Source organism: Streptomyces sp. NPDC007971 (assembly GCF_042958635.1).
Taxonomy (GTDB): domain Bacteria; phylum Actinomycetota; class Actinomycetes; order Streptomycetales; family Streptomycetaceae; genus Streptomyces.
Window position 1 is genome coordinate 131,363 of the sequence record NZ_JBIBJK010000001.1, and the last position, 20,115, is coordinate 151,477.

At 72.1% G+C, this 20,115-nt stretch carries 21 protein-coding genes and 1 riboswitch; of the genes, 13 read left to right on the forward strand and 8 right to left on the reverse strand.

The genetic code is table 11. From position 1 onward, the window contains the following. The first annotated feature begins 27 nt into the window (after positions 1-27). Genes ACFZCP_RS00540 through ACFZCP_RS00555 form a run of 4 tightly spaced genes read left to right on the forward strand, consistent with a single transcriptional unit; the run spans position 28 to position 5,585 of the window. Positions 28-1,572 (forward strand): GMC oxidoreductase, encoded by a 1,545-nt coding sequence (locus tag ACFZCP_RS00540; protein ID WP_391422770.1) that lies wholly within the window; start codon positions 28-30, stop codon positions 1,570-1,572. Further along, positions 1,569-2,681, forward strand: coding sequence for a betaine/proline/choline family ABC transporter ATP-binding protein (locus ACFZCP_RS00545; protein ID WP_391422772.1), 1,113 nt, complete (start codon positions 1,569-1,571; stop codon positions 2,679-2,681). The genes ACFZCP_RS00540 and ACFZCP_RS00545 overlap by 4 nt, the downstream gene beginning before the upstream one ends. Further along, a complete protein-coding gene (locus tag ACFZCP_RS00550) occupies positions 2,681-4,621 on the forward strand; it encodes an ABC transporter permease subunit (RefSeq protein ID WP_391422774.1) in 1,941 nt (646 codons plus the stop codon). The genes ACFZCP_RS00545 and ACFZCP_RS00550 overlap by 1 nt, the downstream gene beginning before the upstream one ends. A 1-nt stretch (position 4,622) precedes the next feature. After that, positions 4,623-5,585, forward strand: coding sequence for a glycine betaine ABC transporter substrate-binding protein (locus ACFZCP_RS00555; RefSeq protein WP_391422776.1), 963 nt, complete (start codon positions 4,623-4,625; stop codon positions 5,583-5,585). 40 nt (positions 5,586-5,625) lie between these two features. Here ACFZCP_RS00555 and ACFZCP_RS00560 read toward each other — a convergent pair whose 3' ends face one another. Both ACFZCP_RS00560 and ACFZCP_RS00565 read right to left on the reverse strand, forming a co-directional pair. Next, positions 5,626-6,345, reverse strand: coding sequence for an isocitrate lyase/phosphoenolpyruvate mutase family protein (locus ACFZCP_RS00560; RefSeq protein WP_391422778.1), 720 nt, complete (start codon positions 6,343-6,345; stop codon positions 5,626-5,628). An 82-nt stretch (positions 6,346-6,427) separates the two neighbouring features. Beyond that, on the reverse strand, positions 6,428-6,940 hold the full coding sequence (locus tag ACFZCP_RS00565; protein ID WP_391422780.1) for a carboxymuconolactone decarboxylase family protein: 513 nt from the start codon (positions 6,938-6,940) through the stop codon (positions 6,428-6,430). A 47-nt stretch (positions 6,941-6,987) separates the two neighbouring features. Here ACFZCP_RS00565 and ACFZCP_RS00570 point away from each other — a divergent pair, with 47 nt between their 5' ends. Both ACFZCP_RS00570 and ACFZCP_RS00575 read left to right on the forward strand, forming a co-directional pair. Beyond that, a complete protein-coding gene (locus tag ACFZCP_RS00570) occupies positions 6,988-8,391 on the forward strand; it encodes a PLP-dependent aminotransferase family protein (protein ID WP_362693891.1) in 1,404 nt (467 codons plus the stop codon). Positions 8,392-8,505: 114 nt separating this feature from the next. Then, positions 8,506-8,973 (forward strand): hypothetical protein, encoded by a 468-nt coding sequence (locus ACFZCP_RS00575; RefSeq protein ID WP_391422782.1) that lies wholly within the window; start codon positions 8,506-8,508, stop codon positions 8,971-8,973. A gap of 100 nt (positions 8,974-9,073) precedes the next feature. On the opposite strand, the gene ACFZCP_RS00580 is transcribed toward ACFZCP_RS00575, so the two are convergent. Together ACFZCP_RS00580 and ACFZCP_RS00585 are read right to left on the reverse strand one after the other, a co-directional pair. After that, positions 9,074-9,652, reverse strand: coding sequence for a TIGR03086 family metal-binding protein (locus ACFZCP_RS00580; RefSeq protein ID WP_391422784.1), 579 nt, complete (start codon positions 9,650-9,652; stop codon positions 9,074-9,076). Positions 9,653-9,792: 140 nt separating this feature from the next. Beyond that, positions 9,793-10,065 (reverse strand): GntR family transcriptional regulator, encoded by a 273-nt coding sequence (locus ACFZCP_RS00585; protein WP_362693882.1) that lies wholly within the window; start codon positions 10,063-10,065, stop codon positions 9,793-9,795. Between the two features lie 178 nt (positions 10,066-10,243). On the opposite strand from ACFZCP_RS00585, the gene ACFZCP_RS00590 reads away from it, so the two are divergent. Continuing rightward, on the forward strand, positions 10,244-10,507 hold the full coding sequence (locus ACFZCP_RS00590; RefSeq protein ID WP_391422787.1) for a hypothetical protein: 264 nt from the start codon (positions 10,244-10,246) through the stop codon (positions 10,505-10,507). Beyond that, entirely contained in the window at positions 10,504-10,758 is a 255-nt protein-coding gene (locus ACFZCP_RS00595; RefSeq protein ID WP_391422789.1) for a hypothetical protein, read from the forward strand. Before ACFZCP_RS00590 ends, ACFZCP_RS00595 begins: the two co-directional genes overlap by 4 nt. Before the next feature lie 49 nt (positions 10,759-10,807). Here the strand turns inward: ACFZCP_RS00595 and ACFZCP_RS00600 are convergent, their stop codons facing one another. Both ACFZCP_RS00600 and ACFZCP_RS00605 read right to left on the reverse strand, forming a co-directional pair. Next, positions 10,808-11,701, reverse strand: a complete 894-nt coding sequence (locus ACFZCP_RS00600) for a virginiamycin B lyase (protein ID WP_391422790.1) — start codon at positions 11,699-11,701, stop codon at positions 10,808-10,810. A 148-nt stretch (positions 11,702-11,849) separates the two neighbouring features. Continuing rightward, entirely contained in the window at positions 11,850-12,674 is an 825-nt protein-coding gene (locus tag ACFZCP_RS00605; protein WP_391423666.1) for a DMT family transporter, read from the reverse strand. Positions 12,675-12,844: 170 nt separating this feature from the next. On the opposite strand from ACFZCP_RS00605, the gene ACFZCP_RS00610 reads away from it, so the two are divergent. Then, a complete protein-coding gene (locus tag ACFZCP_RS00610) occupies positions 12,845-13,213 on the forward strand; it encodes a hypothetical protein (RefSeq protein WP_362693871.1) in 369 nt (122 codons plus the stop codon). A gap of 16 nt (positions 13,214-13,229) precedes the next feature. Continuing rightward, on the forward strand, positions 13,230-14,414 hold the full coding sequence (locus tag ACFZCP_RS00615; protein ID WP_391422793.1) for a glutathionylspermidine synthase family protein: 1,185 nt from the start codon (positions 13,230-13,232) through the stop codon (positions 14,412-14,414). Here the strand turns inward: ACFZCP_RS00615 and rocD are convergent. Beyond that, entirely contained in the window at positions 14,411-15,664 is a 1,254-nt protein-coding gene (gene rocD, locus ACFZCP_RS00620; RefSeq protein ID WP_391422795.1) for an ornithine--oxo-acid transaminase, read from the reverse strand. The genes ACFZCP_RS00615 and rocD overlap by 4 nt on opposite strands. Before the next feature lie 44 nt (positions 15,665-15,708). Beyond that, positions 15,709-15,798: riboswitch (ZMP/ZTP riboswitch) on the forward strand. Positions 15,799-15,830: 32 nt separating this feature from the next. On the opposite strand from rocD, the gene ACFZCP_RS00625 reads away from it, so the two are divergent. The 3 genes from ACFZCP_RS00625 (at position 15,831) to ACFZCP_RS00635 (ending at position 19,159) form a co-directional block, all read left to right on the forward strand. Further along, entirely contained in the window at positions 15,831-17,279 is a 1,449-nt protein-coding gene (locus tag ACFZCP_RS00625) for a glycine hydroxymethyltransferase (RefSeq protein ID WP_391422797.1), read from the forward strand. Positions 17,280-17,378: 99 nt separating this feature from the next. Beyond that, positions 17,379-18,395 carry a tryptophan--tRNA ligase gene (gene trpS, locus ACFZCP_RS00630; protein ID WP_391422799.1) on the forward strand — a complete coding sequence of 339 codons (1,017 nt, stop codon included), beginning with the start codon at positions 17,379-17,381 and terminating at the stop codon, positions 18,393-18,395. Between the two features lie 179 nt (positions 18,396-18,574). Continuing rightward, entirely contained in the window at positions 18,575-19,159 is a 585-nt protein-coding gene (locus ACFZCP_RS00635) for a 2'-5' RNA ligase family protein (protein WP_362693857.1), read from the forward strand. A gap of 116 nt (positions 19,160-19,275) precedes the next feature. On the opposite strand, the gene ACFZCP_RS00640 is transcribed toward ACFZCP_RS00635, so the two are convergent. Beyond that, on the reverse strand, positions 19,276-20,031 hold the full coding sequence (locus tag ACFZCP_RS00640) for a decaprenylphospho-beta-D-erythro-pentofuranosid-2-ulose 2-reductase (RefSeq protein ID WP_391422801.1): 756 nt from the start codon (positions 20,029-20,031) through the stop codon (positions 19,276-19,278). Positions 20,032-20,115: the final 84 nt, after the last annotated feature.

A 20,115-nucleotide genomic window follows, 5' to 3' on the forward strand; every position in this document is an offset into this window, starting at 1 on the left:
CGACCCCTCTTTCTGGAGTACCACCCGATGTCCCACCCCCTGTCCGAGAACACGCACACCTACGACTACGTCGTCGTCGGCGGCGGCACCGCGGGATCCGTCATCGCCTCCCGCCTCACCGAGGACCCCGACGTCACCGTGGCCGTCATCGAGGGCGGCCCCAGCGACGTGGACCGCGACGACGTGCTGACGCTGCGCCGCTGGATGGGCCTGCTCGGCGGCGACCTCGACTACGACTACCCGACCACCGAACAGCCCCGCGGCAACTCCCACATACGGCACAGCCGCGCCCGCGTCCTCGGCGGCTGCTCCTCGCACAACACCCTGATCTCCTTCAAGCCGCTCCCCTCCGACTGGGACGAGTGGGAGGCGGCGGGCGCCAAGGGCTGGGGCGCCGTCCCCATGGAGGCCTACTTCGCCCGCCTGAAGAACAACATCGTCTCCGTGGACGAGAACGACCGGAACGCCATCGCCCGCGACTTCGTGGACGCCGCACAGTCGACGCTCGGGGTACCCCGCGTCGAGGGCTTCAACAAGAAGCCGTTCACCGAGGGCGTCGGCTTCTTCGACCTCGCCTACCACCCGGAGAACAACAAGCGTTCCTCCGCCTCGGTGGCCTACCTGCACCCGGTCATGGACGAGCGCCCCAACCTGCGTATCTTCCTGGAGACCTGGGCGCACAAGCTGGAGCTGGACGGCACCCGCGCCGAGGGCGTGCACGTGCGCACCAAGGACGGCGAGGAACTGCTGATCCGCGCACGCAACGAGGTCGTCCTGTGCGCCGGTGCCGTCGACACGCCCCGCCTGCTGATGCATTCGGGCATCGGGCCCCGGGGGGACCTGGAGGCGCTCGGCATCCCCGTCACGCACGACCTGCCGGGCGTCGGCGAGAACCTGCTCGACCACCCCGAGTCGGTGATCGTCTGGGAGACCCACGGGCCGATCCCGGAGAACTCCGCGATGGACTCCGACGCGGGCCTGTTCGTGCGCCGCGACCCCGGCCACGCGGGCCCGGACCTGATGTTCCACTTCTACCAGATCCCGTTCACCGACAACCCGGAGCGCCTCGGCTACCAGCGGCCGGAGTTCGGCGTCTCGATGACCCCCAACATCCCCAAGCCGAAGAGCCGCGGCCGCCTCTACCTGACCAGCGCCGACCCGTCCGTGAAGCCCGCGCTGGACTTCCGCTACTTCACCGACGAGGACGACTACGACGCCAGGACCCTGGTCGACGGCATCCGCATCGCCCGTGAGATCGCCCGGTCCGAGCCGCTCGCGGGCTGGCTCAAGCGCGAGGTCTGCCCGGGCCCGGAGGTCGTGGGCGACGCCGAGCTGAGCGAGTACGCCCGCAAGGTCGCCCACACCGTGTACCACCCCGCCGGCACCTGCAGGATGGGCGCCGCCGACGACCAACTCGCCGTGGTGGACCCCGATCTGAGGATCCGCGGTCTCGACGGCATCCGCATTGCCGACGCCTCCGTCTTCCCGACCATGACCGCCGTCAACCCGATGATCGGGGTGCTCATGGTCGGGGAGAAGGCCGTCGACCTGATCGGAGGTGATGCGCGATGACGCTCACTGTTCCCACCCGTAAACCCCCCACCACCGGCACCCCCGTCTTCTCCGTGGACGGCCTGTGGAAGGTCTTCGGACCGAAGGCCGACCGCATCCCGGCCGACCCGGAACTCGGCGCGCTGAGCCCCGCCGACCTGCGCTCCCGCACCGGCTGCACGGCCGCCGTCCGGGACGTCTCCTTCGACGTGCGCAAGGGCGAGGTCTTCGTGGTGATGGGCCTGTCGGGCTCCGGCAAGTCCACCCTCGTGCGCTGTCTGACCCGGCTGATCGAGCCGACGGCGGGCACCATCGCCATCGACGGCGAGGACGTGCGCGCCATGGACCGCGCCCGCCTGCGCGAACTGCGCCGTCACCGCGCCGCGATGGTCTTCCAGCACTTCGGCCTGCTCCCGCACCGCACGGTCCTGGACAACGTGGCCTACGGCCTGGAGATCCAGGGCGTCGGCAAGGCGGAACGGCGTGAGCGGGCTGCCGAGATCGTCAGGAAGGTCGGCCTGGAGGGCATGGAGAAGCGCCGCCCCGGCCAGCTCTCCGGCGGCCAGCGCCAGCGCGTCGGACTCGCCCGCGCGCTCGCCGTCGACCCCGAGGTCCTCCTCTTCGACGAGCCGTTCAGCGCCCTCGACCCGCTCATCCGGCGCGACATGCAGGACGAGGTGGCCCGCCTGCACCGCGAGGAGGGCCGCACGATGGTCTTCATCACCCACGACCTCGCCGAGGCCCTCAAGCTCGGCGACCGCATCGCCCTGATGCGCGACGGCGCCGTGGTCCAGCTCGGCACCCCCGAGGAGATCGTCTCCTCCCCGGCCGACGACTACGTCCGCGAGTTCGTCCGCGACGTCCCGCGCGAACAGGTCGTCACCTGCCGCACGGCCATGCGCCCCATGTCCCCGCAGGACGCGGCGGACGGCCCCGCGGTCCGCCCCGATGCCCCGGTGGCCGAGGCCATCGAGGCAGTGGCCCGCGCGGGCGCCCCGGCCCGGGTGATGGACGAGGGCAAGTGCCTCGGCGTGGTCGGCCACGAGCAACTGCTGGGCGTGGTGGCCGGTGTGGCCGCGGACGCGGACTCCGCGCTGCCCCGTCCCCGCACCAGCCCGGAGGACGTCTGATGGCAACCCTCACCGTCCCCACCCCCCGCAGACTCCCGGTCCTCAGGAACCGCGCGGTGGCCAAGCTCCTCCTGCTCGCGCTCGCCGCCGCGGTCCTCGTCCCCCCGATCAACGCCCACTGGGGCGGCGGGGCCTGGCCGCACGCGCTCACCGTCGACCTCTCCAAGCCCCTGGCCGACGCCAGCAACTGGGTGATCGACAACCGCGACAGCCACCCCCTGTTCCTCTACTTCTTCGGCTACATCAGCAACGCGGTCGTCCTCTCCGTACGCGCCGTGTACCTCACGCTGCTCGCGGCGGGCTGGACGGGCGTCACCGTCTTCGGTGCCCTCGTCGCCTGGCGGGTCGCCGGCGTCCGCCTGGCCGCCGGCACGGCGGCCGCCTTCCTGGCCTGCGGCGCGCTCGGCATGTGGGTGCCCACCATGCAGACCCTCGCGCTGATGGTCGTCGCCGTCCTCGCCTCCGTGGCCGTCGGCGCCGTGCTCGGCCTGGCCGCCGGTCTCTCCGACCGCCTGAACCGCGCCCTGCGCCCGGTGCTGGACACCATGCAGGTGCTCCCGGCGTTCGCGTACCTCCTCCCCGTCGTCCTGGTCTTCGGCATCGGCGTCCCCGCGGCCGTCCTCGCCACCGTCGTCTACGCCGCCCCGCCGATGGCCCGTCTCACGGCACTCGGTCTGCGCGGCGCCGACCCCGAGGTCCTGGAGGCCGTGGAGTCGCTCGGCGCCACCGGCCGGCAGCGGCTGCTGACCGCCCGCATCCCGCTGGCCCGCAAGGAGCTCCTGCTCGGCCTCAACCAGACGATCATGATGGCGCTGTCCATGGCCGTGATCGCCTCGGTCATCGGCGCAGGCGGCCTCGGTGACCGCGTCTACCAGGCGCTCGCCTCCGTCGACGTGGGCACGGCCCTCGCGGCCGGCATCCCGATCGTGCTGCTGGCCATCGTCCTGGACCGCGTCACCGCGGCGGCCGGGGACGGCACCGACGCGAGCGACCGCCCCCGCACGATCGGCCGGCTCTACGCCCTCGGGGTCACCGTGGTGCTCGCGCTGGCCGCCCGGCTGCTCGGCGCCCTCGACTGGCCGTCCGGCGCCACCCTGGACATCGCGGGGCCGGTGAACACCGCCAAGGACTGGATGGTCGACCACCTGTACTCGGGTGTCCCGGTCGTCGGCGGCACCGCCGAATGGGCGGGCCACTTCACCACCTGGGTCCTGGACCCGGTCCGCAGCGGTCTGCAGTGGCTGCCCTGGTGGGCGGTGCTGCTCATCGTCGCCGCGCTGGCCTGGGTGATCGGCACCTGGCGCACCGCGCTGACCGCCGTCCTCGCGATGGCCGCGATCGGCGTGCTCGGGGTGTGGGAGCCGTCCCTCGACACGCTCTCGCAGGTGCTCGCGGCGGTCGCCGTCACCCTCGTCCTCGGCTTCGCCACCGGCATCGCCGCCGCCCGCAGCGACCGCTTCGAACGCGCGCTGCGCCCGGTCCTGGACGTCTTCCAGACCATGCCGCAGTTCGTGTACCTGATCCCGGTGGTGGCCCTGTTCGGGGTCGGCCGGGCCCCCGCCGTCGCCGCGTCCGTCGTCTACGCCCTGCCGGCCGTCGTCCGGATCACCGCGCAGGGTCTGCGCCAGGTCGACCCGGCCGCGCTGGAGTCGGCGCGCTCGCTCGGCGCCACCGGCCGCCAGCAGCTGTGGCAGGTCCAGCTGCCGCTCGCCAGGCGGTCGCTGCTGCTCGCCGCCAACCAGGGCGTCGTCCTGGTCCTCGCCGTCGTCATCATCGGCGGCCTGGTCGGCGGCGGTGCCCTCGGCTACAACGTCGCCTTCGGCCTCGCCCAGGGCGACCTGGCGACCGGCCTGGTCGCCGGTGCGGCCATCGTCTGCCTGGGCCTGATGCTGGACCGGGTGACCCAGCCGACCGAACGCCGCGCGAGGGAAGGAGCCTGACATGCGCATCCGTACGACTGCCGTGGCCGCGACCGCGGTCCTGGGCTCGCTCGCGCTGCTGACCGGCTGCGGCGCCGCCGACATGACCAAGCAGGCCTCGCCGTTCGCGAACGCCCAGGGCTCGAAGACGGTCACCCTGTCCGTGCAGTCCTGGGTGGGCGCCCAGTCCAACGTGGCCGTCGCCCAGTACCTCCTGGAGCACAAGCTGGGCTACCGCGTCGACACCGTCCAGGTGGACGAGGTGCCCGCCTGGGACGCGCTCAGCCAGGGCCGGGTCGACGCGATCCTGGAGGACTGGGGCCACCCCGACCAGGAGAAGCGGTACGTCACCGACAAGAAGACGATCGCCCACGGCGGCGACCTCGGGGTGACCGGGCACATCGGCTGGTTCGTGCCCACGTACCTGGTGAAGCAGCACCCGGACATCACCGACTGGAAGAACCTGAACAAGTACGCCTCGCTCTTCCGCACCCCGGAGAGCGGCGGCAAGGGCCAGCTGATGGACGGCTCCCCGTCCTACGTCACCAACGACAAGGCGCTGGTGAAGAACCTGAAGCTGGACTACCAGGTCGTCTTCGCCGGTTCCGAGGCGGCGCAGATCACCCAGATGAAGCAGTTCGCCAAGGAGAAGAAGCCCTTCCTGACCTACTGGTACTCGCCGCAGTGGCTGTTCAAGAAGGTCCCCATGACGGAGGTGCAGCTGCCGCCGTACAAGGAGGGCTGCGACGCGGACCTGGCCAAGATCACCTGCGCGTACCCGCACACCCCGCTGCAGAAGTACCTCAACGCCGACTTCGCCAAGTCGGGCGGCAGGGCGGCGGCCTTCCTGAAGAAGTTCAGGTGGACCACCGAGGACCAGAACGAGGTCTCGCTGATGATCGCCCAGCAGAAGCTCTCACCGGCGGACGCGGCGAAGAAGTGGGTGAACAGCCACCCCTCCGTGTGGAAGCAGTGGCTGTCCTGAGCGGGTCGGGCGGAGCCCGCAGGCGCTGTCCCGAGCCGGTCTAGCGGAGCCCGTCGGCGATCTCCCGCAGGGCCTGGGCGGCCCGCCGCTGGAGCCCCGGCCCGAACGTGATCCGAGTGGCCCCGAGTCCGCCGAGCCCGGCGGGCGAGGGGCCCTCGCCGTCCAGGCGGGCCAGCATGTTCAGCGGGCCCTGGATCCCGGACCGCAGCAGGGGCAGCAGGTCCGCCGGGGCGAGGATCGGGTACACGCAGTCCGCGCCCGCCGCCCGGTACAACGCGGCCCGCTCGATGGCCCGTTCGGGGTCGCCGTCGCCGTGCACGAAGGTGTCGACGCGGGCGTTGACGAACAGCCGGTCCGCGGCGGCCGAGCGCACCTCGGCGAGGAACTCGGCCTGCTCCCGCGGGTCCTTGAGGGCGCCCCCCGCGGAGTCCTCCAGGTTGCAGCCGACGGCGCCGGCCTCCAGCAGCCGCTCGACCAGCTCCTTCGGCGCGAGCCCGTAGCCGCTCTCGACGTCCGCCGACACCGGCACGTCCACCGCCCGCGCGATCCGCGCCACCGCCGCGAACATCTCGTCCGCCGGGGTCGCGCCGTCCGCGTACCCGAGACAGGCGGCGACGCCCGCGCTCGGCGTGGCCAGCGCCGGGAACCCGGCCTCCTCGCACACCCGCGCACTGGCCGCGTCCCAGGGGCCGGGCAGGACGAGCGGGTCGCCCGGAGCGCGATGCAGATGCAGCGCGCGGAACACATCCACCTTGCTCACGGCTGGTACCCCCCGGGCGTGACGCGACGGCTGACCATGAGGCGGTTCCAGCCGTCGATGACGGTGATCAGACCGATACGGCTCACTTGTACTGCCCGGGCTGGTAGTGCCCCGGGGCCATCCGGGTGGTCACGCCGAACCGGTTCCAGGCGTTGATCACGGTGATGGCCGCGATCAGCTGGGCCAGCTCGGCCTCCTCGAACTGCTTGGCGGCCCGGGCGTACACCTCGTCCGGCACGAAGCCGTCGGTGAGCACGGTGATCGCCTCGGTCAGCTCGATCGCCGCCAGCTCCTTCTCCGTGTAGAAGTGCCGCGACTCCTCCCACGCGCTGAGCTGGACGATCCGCTCCACGCTCTCGCCGGCCGCGAGCGCGTCCTTGGTGTGCATGTCGAGGCAGAACGCGCAGTGGTTGAGCTGGGAGGCACGGATCTTCACCAGCTCGTACAGCTCGGGGTCCAGGCCATTCCTGGCGGCCGAGTCCAGGCGGACCATCGCCCGGTAGACCTCCGGCGCGTGCTTGGCCCACTGAAGCCGCGGGGCGTGCTCGGCGGCGTACTCCACGGGTTCCGGCGAGGTGTTCTGTGCACTGTTCATGTCTTCGACCCTAGGAGCGAGGCAGCCCAGGAGTATGGTCCATTTCCATGGCGAATCCATGGGCCACTTTGGGCGTCGACCTGCACCTGGAACCGGCCGGCTCCGGCGGGCTGCGCCGGGGCCTGACCGACGCGCTGCGGGAGGCCGTGCGCAGCGGCCGTCTGGCCGGCGGCACCCGGCTGCCCTCCTCCCGGTCCCTCGCGGCCGACCTCGGCATCGCCCGCAACACCGTCGCCGAGGCCTACGCCGACCTGGTGGCCGAGGGCTGGCTCACCGCCCGCCAGGGCTCCGGCACCCGGGTCGCCACGGGGGTGCCCCGGCTCGGGCCGCGGGGGAGTGGCACCCCCTCGCCGGCCCGGCGCCGCGAGCCGGGCGAGCCCGTCCACAGCCTCGTCCCCGGCACCCCCGACCTCGCCTCCTTCCCGCGCACCGAGTGGCTCAAGGCCGCCCGCCGCGCCCTGGCCACCGCCCCCTTCCACGCCCTCGGCTACGGCGATCCGCGCGGCCGCCCCGAACTGCGCACCGCCCTCGCCGGCTACCTCGCCCGCGCCCGGGGCGTGCGCACCGGCCCCGACGCGATCGTGATCACCGCGGGCTTCTCGCACGCCCTGCGCATCCTCGGCCCGCTGCTGCGGGCGCGCGGGGTGCGGTCGGTCGCGGTGGAGTCGTACGGCCTCGACGTGCACCGGGGCCTGCTGCGGGACGCGGGCCTCGCCGTCCCGGCGCTGCCCTACGACGACCTGGGCACGGACCCGGGCCCCCTGGGCGAGGAGGGGGCGGTCCTGCTCACCCCCGCCCACCAGTTCCCGATGGGCACGCCGCTGCACCCCGACCGGCGGGCCGCCGTCGTGGACTGGGCGCGGCGCACCGGCGGGCTGGTCCTGGAGGACGACTACGACGGCGAGTTCCGCTACGACCGCCAGCCCGTCGGCGCCCTGCAGGGCCTCGACCCCGACCGGGTCGTGTACCTCGGCACCGCGAGCAAGTCCCTCGCCCCGGGCCTCAGGCTCGGCTGGATGGCGCTGCCGCCGTCCCTGGTGGAGGAGGCGGCCGCGGCCAAGGGACAGATCGACACCTGCGGGGTGCTGGACCAGCTGACGCTGGCCGAGTTCCTCGCCTCCGGCGCCTACGACCGCCACGTCCGCTCGGCCCGGCTGCGCTACCGGCGCCGCCGGGACGCCCTCGCCGCGGCCGTCGCCGACCGCGCACCCGACGTCCGGGTCACCGGCATCGCGGCCGGCCTGCACGCCGTGCTGCGGCTGCCGCCCGGCACCGAGCAGTCGGTGATCCAGGCCGCCACCTGGCAGGGCCTGGCCCTGCACGGCCTCGCCTTCCACCGCCACGAAGAGGCTGTCGCCGAGCCCCTGGACGCGCTGGTCGTGGGGTACGGGACGCCGCCGGACAGCGGGTGGGCGGGCGCGCTGGAGGCGTTGTGCAGGGTGCTGCCGTAGGACGCCGAGGGCCGTCCGGGAGACGCCCGAGCCGGCCGCGTCATCCGCTGACGTCGCCCCGACCGCGCCGGCCGACGCACCGACCACCCCACAGGGCAGCCTCTAGGATGAGGCATGACCTCGAACTTGACGCATTCCGGGACAAGTTGGGCCCGACGGCGCGCAGCGGTCCTGGCTTCCCTGCTGGGTGCGGCGGCTCTCGTATGGACCGCGGTCGCGCTGAGCGTGCACGCGACCGGCTCGGCCACACCGGACCCCGACAGTGTGACCGACGCCGATCTGGCCCGGCTGGGCGCCGTTGTGATGGCCGTCGTCGCGGCAGTGGCCGCCGGGCTGTGGGGGCGCCACTGGGCGGCCATGCGCCGGCCGGTGACCGGCGGAAGCCGGGCGGGGGCGGCGCTCGTCGTCTCCGCCGTCCATGCGGCGTTCGTCCTGCCGGTGATCGGGTTCGCATCCTGGCAGTGGAGTGTCCCGGCGATCCTGTTCACGGGCGTGGTGCTCGCGGCGGGTGTGCGGGAGGCCTACGGGGTGACGGCACCGGCCGGCGCCCGCACGGACTCGCCGGTCCCGGCGTCCGCCTGACGACGGCTGTACGGCACGGCCGGACGCGGACCGCCCGGGCGGCACCGGACGGTGTTTCTGCGGAGTAGAAGTCGGTGCACGACCGGTGGTGAGCCGTTGCTCAGCTTGCCGCTGGACGACGGCCGACGAGTCCGAGCAGCCGCTCCAGGGCGGGAGAGCCGGCGGAGATCTCGACCGCCGGGGCGAACGAAGTCCTCGGCCGGTCGTCGGACGGAGCTCCGGTCGGGATCACCGCCGCGACCTTGAGCGAGTGGCGGACGAGGTCGGCGTCCGGATCGTAGGCGACGCCGATGCTCTGAGCGACGTCCCAGCCGTGGACCACGCAGTCGAGCACGTGCATACCGAGCGCGATCCGGCCGGGAAAGAACCCGAACTCCCTGATCTGGAGCGAACGGTCCAGGACGTCCTCGGCGAACGCCCTCGTCATGGCGTCGGCCGAGTCGAGGTACGCCCGGTGAGGATCCTCGCCCAGGTCGCCCTGGTCCCAGGCCCGGAGGTCACCGGTGACGCCGGATGCGGCGGCTGCGAAGCCGAGGTTCTCGCTCACCTGGTGGCGGAGCAGTCCGTGCAGTGTCCAGTCGGCACACGGCGTTGGAAGACGAAGCTGGTCCGGGCCGATCTGTGCGATCACCGCTCCCAGGGTGGCAAGGGCGCGGCGGTCCAGTTCCCTGATATCCACGGCCGCGACGTTAGCCGCGCCCCCGTTTTCGGGCCACTCGTTTTCGGAGGCGCTCCAGCCTGTCCCGACGGCTGTCGGGGGCGAACGTCGCCTGAAGCGCACCAGGTTCCGGCCGGTCGCGAACGCTGCCTGACGCGGCGCTAGCCGGAGGATGCGGGCGATTCAGGGGAGGGCGGAAGGGGGTCGGCCACGAACGACCCGCGCGCACGTACGGTCACTACCAATCCGCTGTCCCGAAGGATGTCCAGAGCGCGGCGGACGGTACCCGGACCGACTTTGTAGTCGTGCGTCATCGTCAGTTCTCCCGGCAGTCGGGTGCCGGGCGGGTACTCGCCGGAACGGATCTTCCGCTCAAGGATGGCGGCGAGCTGCTCATAGACGTACTGCGGTGAGTCGGGGCTGATCTTGTCCACGATTCGACCGTAGAGCGCCACTCCCTACCGCGCATTACCTACTACTACTGCTAACTACTACCTACCACTACCCACTACTGCCGATACCTGGGTAAGGTTCGGAAGGAACAAAAACGCCCCGGCGGGAAGGGTGAGAGCTTCCGTGCCGGGGCTGAGCCGACTGAACAGGAGTCGACCTGTGCGCAGCCTACTGGCCGCGATCCTGAGCCTCTTCCTGCCTTCCCGCGGAGCGCACCGCTCCGCCGAGCCGCCGCCCCGCATCGCCTGCCCGTCCGCCCCCGCGTTCCGGCTCGCCCCCGCGCGTCGGACGAGGCCGCCGTACCCGGCGGACGTCATCGCTGCCGACGGTCTGCCGCTGGTCCGGCCCTACGTCGTCGTCTGGGAACGCGAGCGTGACGAACAGGAGCGGCGCTACTACGCCCCCTGGGAGGTCGCCGTATGAGCGCGTCACCCCTGCGCAGCCTCGGCGTCGATCCAGTAACCGGCAAGGAGGCACTCGCTCTCGTGCGCCCCGGCGGTCTCCTTGAGGCGCTGGCCGACGCGCACGCCCTGGAGGCCTGCGCCGTCCTGGTGGCGGTCGTCGGTGCCGTGCTGGAGGCGGGGGAGGCGTCGGACGCCGAACTCGCCGCCTTCGTACCGCCGTTGCACGCGGCGCTCGACGAATGCGTCGGCGTGATGGTGCGCAACCGGTAAGGGCCGACGGAGCCGGGAGGCCGGAGGGTGGCCGCCGGGCGGTCCGTGACTACGGGGCCACCCGCGCGACCCCTCCCGTCTCCAGGGCCGCCCAGAGGGCACCGTCGGGCCCCAGGGTGATGCCGTGCGGTTCGGACGACGGTGACGGCAGGTCGTACGCGGTGAACTCGCCGCTCGCGACGATCCGGCCGATCCGGCCGGCTCCCCATTCGGTGAACCAGCAGTCCCCGGTGCGGGCCGCGACAATGGCGTGGGGCTTGGCCGTGCGGTCGGGGAGCGGGAACTCCCTGATCACGCCGTCCACCGAGATCGTGCCGATCTGCCCCGCGGCGATCTCGACGAACCACAGGGCCGTGCCGTCACTGGTGATGCCCACGGGCCCGGCGTTCGGCGTGGGCAGCGGATGGATGACGGTCTCGCCGTCGACGGTGATGCGGCCGATCGCATGCGCCTGGTTGAGGGTGAACCACAGGGCTCCGTCAGGGCCCGTGGTGATCGCCGAGGGAAAGCCGCCCGTGACGGGGAGAGCGAATTCGGTGATCTCTCCCTCGACGGTGATGCGGCCGATCCGGTCGGTGTTCATCTGCGTGAACCACATCGCGCCGTCCGGGCCCGCGGTGATGCCGTACGGCCCGCTGCCGGGTGTCGGCAGGAGGAAGGAGCCGGCTTCGCCGTCCGTGGTGACGCGGCCGATCCGGTGGTCCCGGGACCGGGTGAACCACAATGCCCCGTCCGGCCCGGGGGTGATGACCATGGGGGCAGAGTCGGGGGAGTCCAGGGGGAGTTCCTCGACCTCGCCGTCGAGGGTGAGCCGCGCAAGGCGACCGGCGTGCACGAGAGTGAGCCACAGGGCTCCGTCAGGGCCGGCCGCGATGCCGTAGGGCCCGGCCTCCTTGTCCGCCACGCGGATCTCCGTGGCGGCCGGGACATCGGAAGGGGGCACGGCAACTCCTTGCGGGACAGGCATAGATCAGCCACCGCACCCTGCCCAGGGGAAGACGTCAGGCGCAACTGCTTTCGCGCAGGGCGGCCGGACGGCGCCGGGACGAGCCCTGCGCCGTCGTGGTCGCCCGTCGGCGGGGCGGCCGGCTTCAGGCTTCTTCCGCCACCGGCGCCTCCCCGAACCGTGCCAGCGCCAGTGCCCCCGCCACCGCGACCGCGAACCCGAGCACCGCCAGCCAGGCCAGCCCCTCCCGTGTCCGGTCGCCGAGCCAGATCACGCCGATCGCCGCCGGGCCGATCGTCTCGCCGATCACCAGGCCGGCCGTCGCCGTCGTCACCGAGCCCCGCTGCAGGGCGGTGGTCAGCAGCATGAAGGCGGCGCCTCCGCCGATCACCAGGGCGTAGGCCGCCGGGTTGGTGAACACGTCGGCCGGCCGCAGCGAGTCGATCAGGCGGACCGAGACCTCCACCACCCCGAACCCGAAACCGGCCCCGAGCCCCAGCACCAGCGCCCGCATCCGCCCCGACAGCCGTCCGCCCAGCAGGGCGAGCACCAGCATGCACAGCGCCGTCGCGAGCATCGCCCACTTCAGCGCGTCCGAACCCTCCTGGTCCCCCTCCGGCCCGGCGGCCAGCGCCAGCATCGCGAGCCCGGCGCACACCACGCCCACCGCACCCCACTCCGTGCCGCTCAGCCGTACCCGCAGCAGGCGCGCCGCGACCACCGCCGTCACCGCCAGACTCGCCGCGAGCGCCGCGCCGACCGCGTAGATCGGGATCGAGCGCAGGGCGGCGATCTGGAACAGGAAGCCGAGTCCGTCCAAAGCGAGTCCCGCCAGGTACCGCCACTGCCTGAGCGCGCGCAGCAGCAGTGCCGCCTCGCCGCCCCCGCCCGTACCGGCCTCCCGGGCAGCGATCGCCTGCAACACCGTCGCCGTGCCGAAGCAGACCGCCGCGGCCAGAGCACACACCATTCCAAAGAGCACGAAGTGACTCTAGGTGAGGGGTGAACGGGCAACCCACCCTGGTGTCCGCTTTTACCGGTCTCTAGGCTGGCCGCCGAAAACAGGCCACGGCCGACGCGGGCCGCGGCCAGGACAGGCCACGGCCGACGCAGGCCACAGTCAACGGGGGAGACACCACCATGGACACCGCACGCCGACGCCTTCGCTCCGGAGCCGTCCTCCTCGGCGGTATGGGCCTGCTGGCCACCGCCCTGACCGCCTGCTCCTCCGCCCCGGACAAGCGCTGCGTCGACCGCGGCAGCTACCGGTTCGGCAAGGGCTACAAGATCGTCTCCGACAAGAACTGCAAGACGACGAAGCTCTCGAAGGTCTCCGTGAACGGCGCCTGGTACTACGGCGGCAAGAAGAAGGGCTCCTGGGTCGACAGCGGCTCCTTCACCAAGCCGCACAAGAGCTCCGGTTCGGGCCACTCCTCGAACGGCGGCAGCTACCACAGCGGGGTCCACCGCGGCGGCTTCGGCGGCGGCCACGGCAGCTCCGGCGGCTGAACCCAGGGAGCCGATCATGGAGCGCCGCACGACCACCCCGCGCCCCGGCTGGCAGCAGACCGTCGAGGCGCAGGGGCTCGTCTACCCACTGACCCGCCACCCCGACGGCGAGCTGCGCCCCTACTGGGACGAGAGCGCGTACTACGTCTTCGGCCTCGACGAGATCGAGAGGCTGGAGGAGACCGTCGAGGAGCTGCACCGGATGTGCCTGGCCGCGGCCGGGCACATCGTGGCGAAGAACCGCCTCGCCGACCTCGGCATCACCGACCCGCGCATCGCCGAGGCCGTCACCGAGGCCTGGCACCGCCGCGCGGAACTGCCCTCCGTCTACGGCCGGTTCGACCTCCGCTACGACGGCACCGGCCCGGCCAAGCTCCTGGAGTACAACGCCGACACCCCCACCTCGCTGGTCGAGGCCGCCTCCCCGCAGTGGTTCTGGATGGAGGAGCGCTTCCCCGGCGCCGACCAGTGGAACTCCCTGCACGAACGCCTCGTCGACGCCTGGCGGGTACAGGCGGAGCTGCTCCCGCCGGGCAGCCCCCTGCACTTCGCCCACTCCTCGGCCGACGAACTCGGCGAGGACCTGATGACGGTCGCCTACCTGAAGGAGACCGCCGAGCAGGCCGGCCTCGACACGGACTGGATCTCCATGGAGGAGATCGGCTGGGACACCCTCTCCGGCCGGTTCGTCGACAACCGGCTCCGGTTCATCCGCGGCATCTTCAAGCTCTACCCCTGGGAGTGGCTCACCACCGACCTCTTCGCCGGGCACGTCCTCGACACCCTGGACAACGGCGGCGGCACCGGCAGCACCCTGTGGATCGAACCCGCCTGGAAGATGCTCCTGAGCAACAAGGCCCTGCTGGCGATCCTCTGGGAGCTGTACCCCGGCCACCCGAACCTCCTGCCCGCCTACCTGGACGGCCCGCGCGAGCTGGCCGGGGCGGGCGGCTACGTCGCCAAGCCCCTGCTCGGCCGCGAGGGCGCCGGGGTGAGCGTCCACGAACCCGGCGCACCCGCGGTCGTACGGGACGAACCCTGCTGCTACCAGCAGCTCGCCCCGCTGCCCGCCTTCGACGGCAACCACGTCGTCCTCGGCGCCTGGGTCGTCCGGGACGAGCCGGCCGGCCTCGGCATCCGCGAGTCCTCGGGCCTGATCACCGACGAGTACGCCCGCTTCCTGCCCCACGTGATCCTCTAGGCCCCCAGGACCGCCCGCAGCTGGGCCAGCCCCCAGTCCAGGTCCTCCTCGGAGATGACCAGCGGCGGGGCGATCCGGACGGTGAAACCGTGGGTGTCCTTCACCAGGACACCCCGGTCCATCAGCCGCTCCGAGATCTCCCGCCCGGTGCCCACCTTCGGGGCGATGTCCACGCCCGCCCACAGCCCGCGCCCCCGCACCGCCGTCACCCGGCCCGTACCCGGCAGGGACCCCAGCTCGCGGTGGAGCCGCAGCCCCAGCTCGGCCGACCGCGCCTGGAACTCGCCCGAGCGCAGCATCGCGATCACCTCCAGCGCCACCGCGCAGGCCAGCGGATTCCCGCCGAACGTCGACCCGTGCTCGCCCGGCCGGAACACACCGAGCACCTCCGCGCTCGACACCACCGCCGACACGGGCACGATCCCGCCGCCCAGCGCCTTCCCGAGCACGTACACGTCCGGGACGACCCCCTCGTGCTCGCACGCGAAGGTCCGCCCGGTCCGGCCCAGACCCGACTGGATCTCGTCCGCGATGAAGAGCACGTTCCGTTCGCGGGTCAGCTTCCGCACCCCGGGCAGATAGCCCTCCGGCGGCACGATCACCCCCGACTCGCCCTGGATCGGCTCCAGCAGCACGGCGACGGTGTTCTCGGTGAGCGCCGACCGCATCGCGGTCAGGTCCCCGTACGGAACGATCTCGAACCCCGGCGTGTACGGCCCGAAGTCCGCGCGGGCCTCCGGATCCGTCGAGAAGCTGATCACGGTCGTCGTACGCCCGTGGAAGTTGCCGCCCGCGACCACGATCTTCGCCATCTCCCCGGGCACCCCCTTCACCCGGTACCCCCACTTGCGGGCCGTCTTGACCGCGCTCTCCACGGCTTCGACCCCGGTGTTCATCGGCAGCACCATCTCCATGCCGCACAGCTCGGCCAGCTCCGTGCAGAACGCGGCGAACCGGTCGTGATGGAAGGCGCGGGACGTGAGGGTCACCCGCTCCAGCTGCCGCCGGGCCGCCTCGACCAGCCGCCGGTTGCCGTGGCCGAAGTTGAGCGCGGAGTAACCGGCGAGCAGATCCAGGTACCGGCGCCCCTCCACATCCGTCATCCACGCCCCCTCCGCCGTGGCCACGACGACGGGCAGCGGATGGTAGGTGTGCGCACTGTGCGCGTCGGCGGCGGCGATGAGGTCTTCAGCAGTGGTCACGGCCTCTCCCGGATAGGACGGTGGCCCCCTTCCTATCTCCGCTCGCATGGTGGACGCGGGATCTCGCCGCCGTGGCGCGCCCGGTAGGCTGATCAGCGGGCCGTGACTGGCGCGCTGGGATGGGACGGACCATCGGGGAGCGGCCCGAGCAGGAAACTGTGCCGTGCGCCTGGGCCGAACGTGAACGCTGTACGCACGCCGTCCGGAGGTCCCCATGCCCGAGCAGCCCCTGTCGACCGAGTCCACCGCCTTCCGCGCGGCCCTCGACGTGATCCGCGCCGTCGAACCGGGCGTCGCCGACGCCATCGGCCAGGAGGTGGCCGACCAGCGCGAGATGCTCAAGCTGATCGCGTCCGAGAACTACGCCTCCCCGGCCACGCTGCTGGCCATGGGCAACTGGTTCAGCGACAAGTACGCCGAGGGCACCATCGGCCGCCGCTTCTACGCCGGCTGCCGCAACGTCGACACGGTGGAGTCGCTGGCCGCCGAGCACGCCAAGGCGCTCTTCGGTGCCCGGCACGCCTACGTCCAGCCGCACTCCGGCATCGACGCCAACCTCGTCGCCTTCTGGGCCGTCCTCGCCGCCCGGGTCGAGGTCCCCTTCCTGGAGAAGGCCGGCGCCCGCCAGGTCAACGACCTGACCGAGGCCGACTGGGCCGAGCTGCGCCAGGCCTTCGGCAACCAGCGCATGCTCGGCATGTCCCTGGACGCCGGCGGCCACCTCACCCACGGCTTCCGCCCGAACATCTCCGGCAAGATGTTCGACCAGCGTTCCTACGGCACCGACCCCGCCACCGGCCTGATCGACTACGAGGCCCTGCGGGCCCAGGCCCGCGAGTTCAAGCCGCTGATCATCGTCGCGGGCTACTCCGCGTACCCCCGCCTGGTGAACTTCCGGATCATGAGGGAGATCGCCGACGAGGTCGGGGCGACCCTCATGGTCGACATGGCCCACTTCGCGGGCCTGGTCGCCGGCAAGGTCCTGACCGGCGACTTCGACCCGGTACCGCACGCCCAGATCGTCACCACCACGACCCACAAGTCCCTGCGCGGCCCGCGCGGCGGCATGGTCCTGTGCGACGACTCCCTCAAGGACCAGGTCGACCGCGGCTGCCCGATGGTCCTCGGCGGCCCGCTCCCGCACGTCATGGCCGCCAAGGCGGTCGCCCTCGCCGAGGCCCGGCGCCCGTCCTTCCAGGACTACGCCCAGCGCATCGTCGACAACTCCCGCGCGCTGGCCGAGGGCCTGATGCGCCGGGGCGCGACGCTGGTCACCGGCGGTACGGACAACCACCTGAACCTGATCGACGTGGCCACCTCCTACGGCCTCACCGGCCGCCAGGCCGAGGCGGCCCTCCTCGACTCCGGCATCGTCACCAACCGCAACGCGATCCCGGCCGACCCGAACGGCGCCTGGTACACCTCCGGCATCCGCATCGGCACCCCGGCCCTGACCACGCGCGGTCTGGGCACGGCCGAGATGGACGAGGTCGCGGGCCTGATCGACCGCGTCCTGACGACGACGCAAGCGGGCACGACCAAGTCCGGTGCCCCGTCCAAGGCGGCCCACGTCCTGGACGAGAAGGTGTCCCAGGAGATCGCCCAGCGGGCGACCGACCTGGTGGCGGCGTTCCCCCTCTACCCGGAGATCGACCTCGGCTGAAGCGCCCCCTGAGGGGCGCGGGGAACTGCGCGGCCGGCCCCCATGGTCCGCAGTTCCCCCTGCACCGAACCCCCCGAGCTCTCTGAGACAATAAAAAACATGGCTTCCGCTGACCAACCTCGTGTGCTCTCCGGCATCCAGCCCACCGCCGGCTCGTTCCACCTCGGCAACTACCTCGGCGCCGTCCGCCAGTGGGTGGCCCTGCAGGAGTCCCACGACGCCTTCTACATGGTCGTCGACCTGCACGCGATCACGGTCCCGCAGGAGCCGAAGGACCTGCGCTCCAACACCCGCCTGGCCGCCGCCCAGCTCCTCGCCGCGGGGCTCGACCCGGACCGCTGCACGCTCTTCGTCCAGAGCCATGTCCCCGAGCACGCCCAGCTCGCCTGGATCATGAACTGCCTCACCGGCTTCGGCGAGGCGAGCCGGATGACCCAGTTCAAGGACAAGTCGGCCAAGCAGGGTGCGGAGCGGGCGTCGGTGGGCCTGTTCACGTACCCGATCCTCCAGGTCGCCGACATCCTCCTCTACCAGGCCAACGAGGTGCCCGTCGGTGAGGACCAGCGCCAGCACATCGAGCTGACCCGCGACCTCGCCGAGCGTTTCAACGGCCGGTTCGGCGAGACGTTCACGATCCCGTCGCCGTACATCCTCAAGGAGACGGCGAAGATCTACGACCTTCAGGACCCGTCGATCAAGATGAGCAAGTCGGCGTCCACGCCGAAGGGCCTGATCAACCTGCTCGACGAGCCGAAGACGACGGCCAAGAAGGTCAAGAGCGCCGTCACCGACACCGACACCGTGATCCGCTACGACGTGGCGAGCAAGCCGGGCGTGTCGAACCTGCTCACCATCTACTCCACGCTCACCGGCAGGTCGGTCGCCGAGCTGGAGCAGGACTACGAGGGCAAGATGTACGGCGCGCTCAAGACGGACCTCGCCGAGGTCATGGTCGAGTTCGTGACGCCGTTCCGGGAGCGCACCCAGCAGTACCTGGACGACCCCGAGACGCTCGACTCGGTCCTGGCCAAGGGCGCGGAGAAGGCGCGTGCCGTCGCCGCGGAGACGCTGGCGCAGGCGTACGACCGGGTGGGCTTCCTGCCGGCGAAGCACTGAGAAGCACTGAGAAGCACGGACCGGCGCTGCGGCGCACGACCGTACACACGTCCGACCGGGCGGAGCGCTGCACATCACCTCTGCTGCGCCTGCCCACGGGACATCCGGGGCCGTACAGTCAATAACCGACGGCCGGGACGAATGCCGCCGGAAGACAACTCGCGACGACAGGAGACGACGTGGGGACCGTAACGATCGGCGTGTCGATCGCGGTCCCGGAGCCTCACGGCAGCCTGCTCCAGGAGCGGCGCGCGGGCTTCGGCGACGCCGCGGCTCACGGCATCCCCACGCATGTCACCCTGCTGCCGCCGACCGAGGTGGCGGCGGCCGACCTGCCGGCGGTCGAGGCGTATCTCCTCCAGGTCGCCACGGCCGGGCGGCCGTTCCCGATGAGGCTGTGCGGGACCGGCACCTTCCGGCCCCTGTCACCGGTGGTCTACGTGCGCGTCGTGCAGGGGGCGGAGGACTGCAGCCGGCTGCAGCAGCAGGTCCGGGACTCCTCCGGCCCCCTGGCGCGCGACCTCCAGTTCCCGTACCACCCGCATGTCACGGTCGCGCACGGCATCGACGACGCGGCGATGGACCGCGCCTTCGCGGAGCTGGCCGATTTCGTGGCCGAATGGCCGTGCACCGGGTTCGCGCTGTACGAGCAGGGCGTCGACGAGGTGTGGCGCAAGCTGCGGGAGTACACCTTCGGGGGCTCCGTGGTGCCGCCGCAGGGCGGCCACCCCGGCATCGAGCGCGGGACGATCGCCAGCCGGTAGCTCCGCGGGGTGTGCCGCAGTGACGCAGTGCGGCGATCTGCCGTCGTTCGTCCGCGGCGCTGTTGTGGCTGTTTGCGCAGTTCCCCGCGCCCCTGGGGAGTTGCAGGGCCGCCGGGTTACAAGGGCAGCCGTCGGTACAGCGCCCGTGGTGCGTGCCGCAGCGCTGTCATCACCAGGCGCAGTGCTCCCGGTACCCACACGGTCTCCGAGCGGCGCCGCAGGCCCAGTTCCACGGCGGTGGCGACCGCCTCGGGGGTCGTGGCGAGCGGTGTCTCGGGCAGGCCGGCGGTCATCCTCGTGCGGACGAAGCCGGGGCGTACGACCATGACGTGCACGCCCGTTCCGTACAGCGCGTCGCCCAGGCCCTGGGCGAAGGTGTCCAGGCCGGCCTTGCTGGAGCCGTAGATGAAGTCGGCGCGGCGGGCGCGCTCACCGGCCGTCGAGGAGAGGACCACGAGGGAGCCGTGGCCCTGGGTCTGCAGGGCGCGGGCGGCGATCAGCCCGGCCGAGACGGCTCCGGTGTAGTTGGTCTGGGCGACCTGGACGGCGCGCAGCGGGTCGCGCTCGTCGTAGGCCTGGTCGCCGAGGACGCCGAAGGCGAGCAGCACCATGTCGATGTCGCCCTCGGCGAAGACCTTGCCGAGGGCCGCCTCGTGGGAGCCGGGGTCGAGGGCGTCGAAGGCGGCGGTGCGGACGTCCGCGCCGAGGGCGCCGAGGCTCCGGGCCGCCCGGTCCAGCGCGGGGCCGGGGCGGCCCGCCAGCCAGACGGTGCGGGTGCGGCGGGCGATCAGACGGCGGGCGGTGGCCAGCGCGATCTCGGACGTGCCGCCGAGGACGAGCAGGGACTGGGGCAGACCGGTGGCATCCTTCATGACAGCCGACCGTATCGCCCGGGTATGACCGTCTTGGCGAAGAAACGCGGTGTTGACGCCCACTAGGAGCGGGCACAGTCGCAT

Coding starts and splice junctions, on each gene's coding strand:
- ACFZCP_RS00555 (WP_391422776.1), top strand. CDS start 4,623: ATGCGCATCCGTACGACTGCCGTGGCCGCGACCGCGGTCCTGGGCTCG.
- ACFZCP_RS00550 (WP_391422774.1), top strand. CDS start 2,681: ATGGCAACCCTCACCGTCCCCACCCCCCGCAGACTCCCGGTCCTCAGG.
- rocD (WP_391422795.1), bottom strand. CDS start 15,664: ATGCGAGCGGAGATAGGAAGGGGGCCACCGTCCTATCCGGGAGAGGCC.
- ACFZCP_RS00540 (WP_391422770.1), top strand. CDS start 28: ATGTCCCACCCCCTGTCCGAGAACACGCACACCTACGACTACGTCGTC.
- trpS (WP_391422799.1), top strand. CDS start 17,379: ATGGCTTCCGCTGACCAACCTCGTGTGCTCTCCGGCATCCAGCCCACC.
- ACFZCP_RS00615 (WP_391422793.1), top strand. CDS start 13,230: ATGGAGCGCCGCACGACCACCCCGCGCCCCGGCTGGCAGCAGACCGTC.
- ACFZCP_RS00625 (WP_391422797.1), top strand. CDS start 15,831: ATGCCCGAGCAGCCCCTGTCGACCGAGTCCACCGCCTTCCGCGCGGCC.
- ACFZCP_RS00595 (WP_391422789.1), top strand. CDS start 10,504: ATGAGCGCGTCACCCCTGCGCAGCCTCGGCGTCGATCCAGTAACCGGC.
- ACFZCP_RS00565 (WP_391422780.1), bottom strand. CDS start 6,940: ATGAACAGTGCACAGAACACCTCGCCGGAACCCGTGGAGTACGCCGCC.
- ACFZCP_RS00605 (WP_391423666.1), bottom strand. CDS start 12,674: ATGGTGTGTGCTCTGGCCGCGGCGGTCTGCTTCGGCACGGCGACGGTG.
- ACFZCP_RS00570 (WP_362693891.1), top strand. CDS start 6,988: ATGGCGAATCCATGGGCCACTTTGGGCGTCGACCTGCACCTGGAACCG.
- ACFZCP_RS00640 (WP_391422801.1), bottom strand. CDS start 20,031: ATGAAGGATGCCACCGGTCTGCCCCAGTCCCTGCTCGTCCTCGGCGGC.
- ACFZCP_RS00610 (WP_362693871.1), top strand. CDS start 12,845: ATGGACACCGCACGCCGACGCCTTCGCTCCGGAGCCGTCCTCCTCGGC.
- ACFZCP_RS00575 (WP_391422782.1), top strand. CDS start 8,506: ATGACCTCGAACTTGACGCATTCCGGGACAAGTTGGGCCCGACGGCGC.
- ACFZCP_RS00545 (WP_391422772.1), top strand. CDS start 1,569: ATGACGCTCACTGTTCCCACCCGTAAACCCCCCACCACCGGCACCCCC.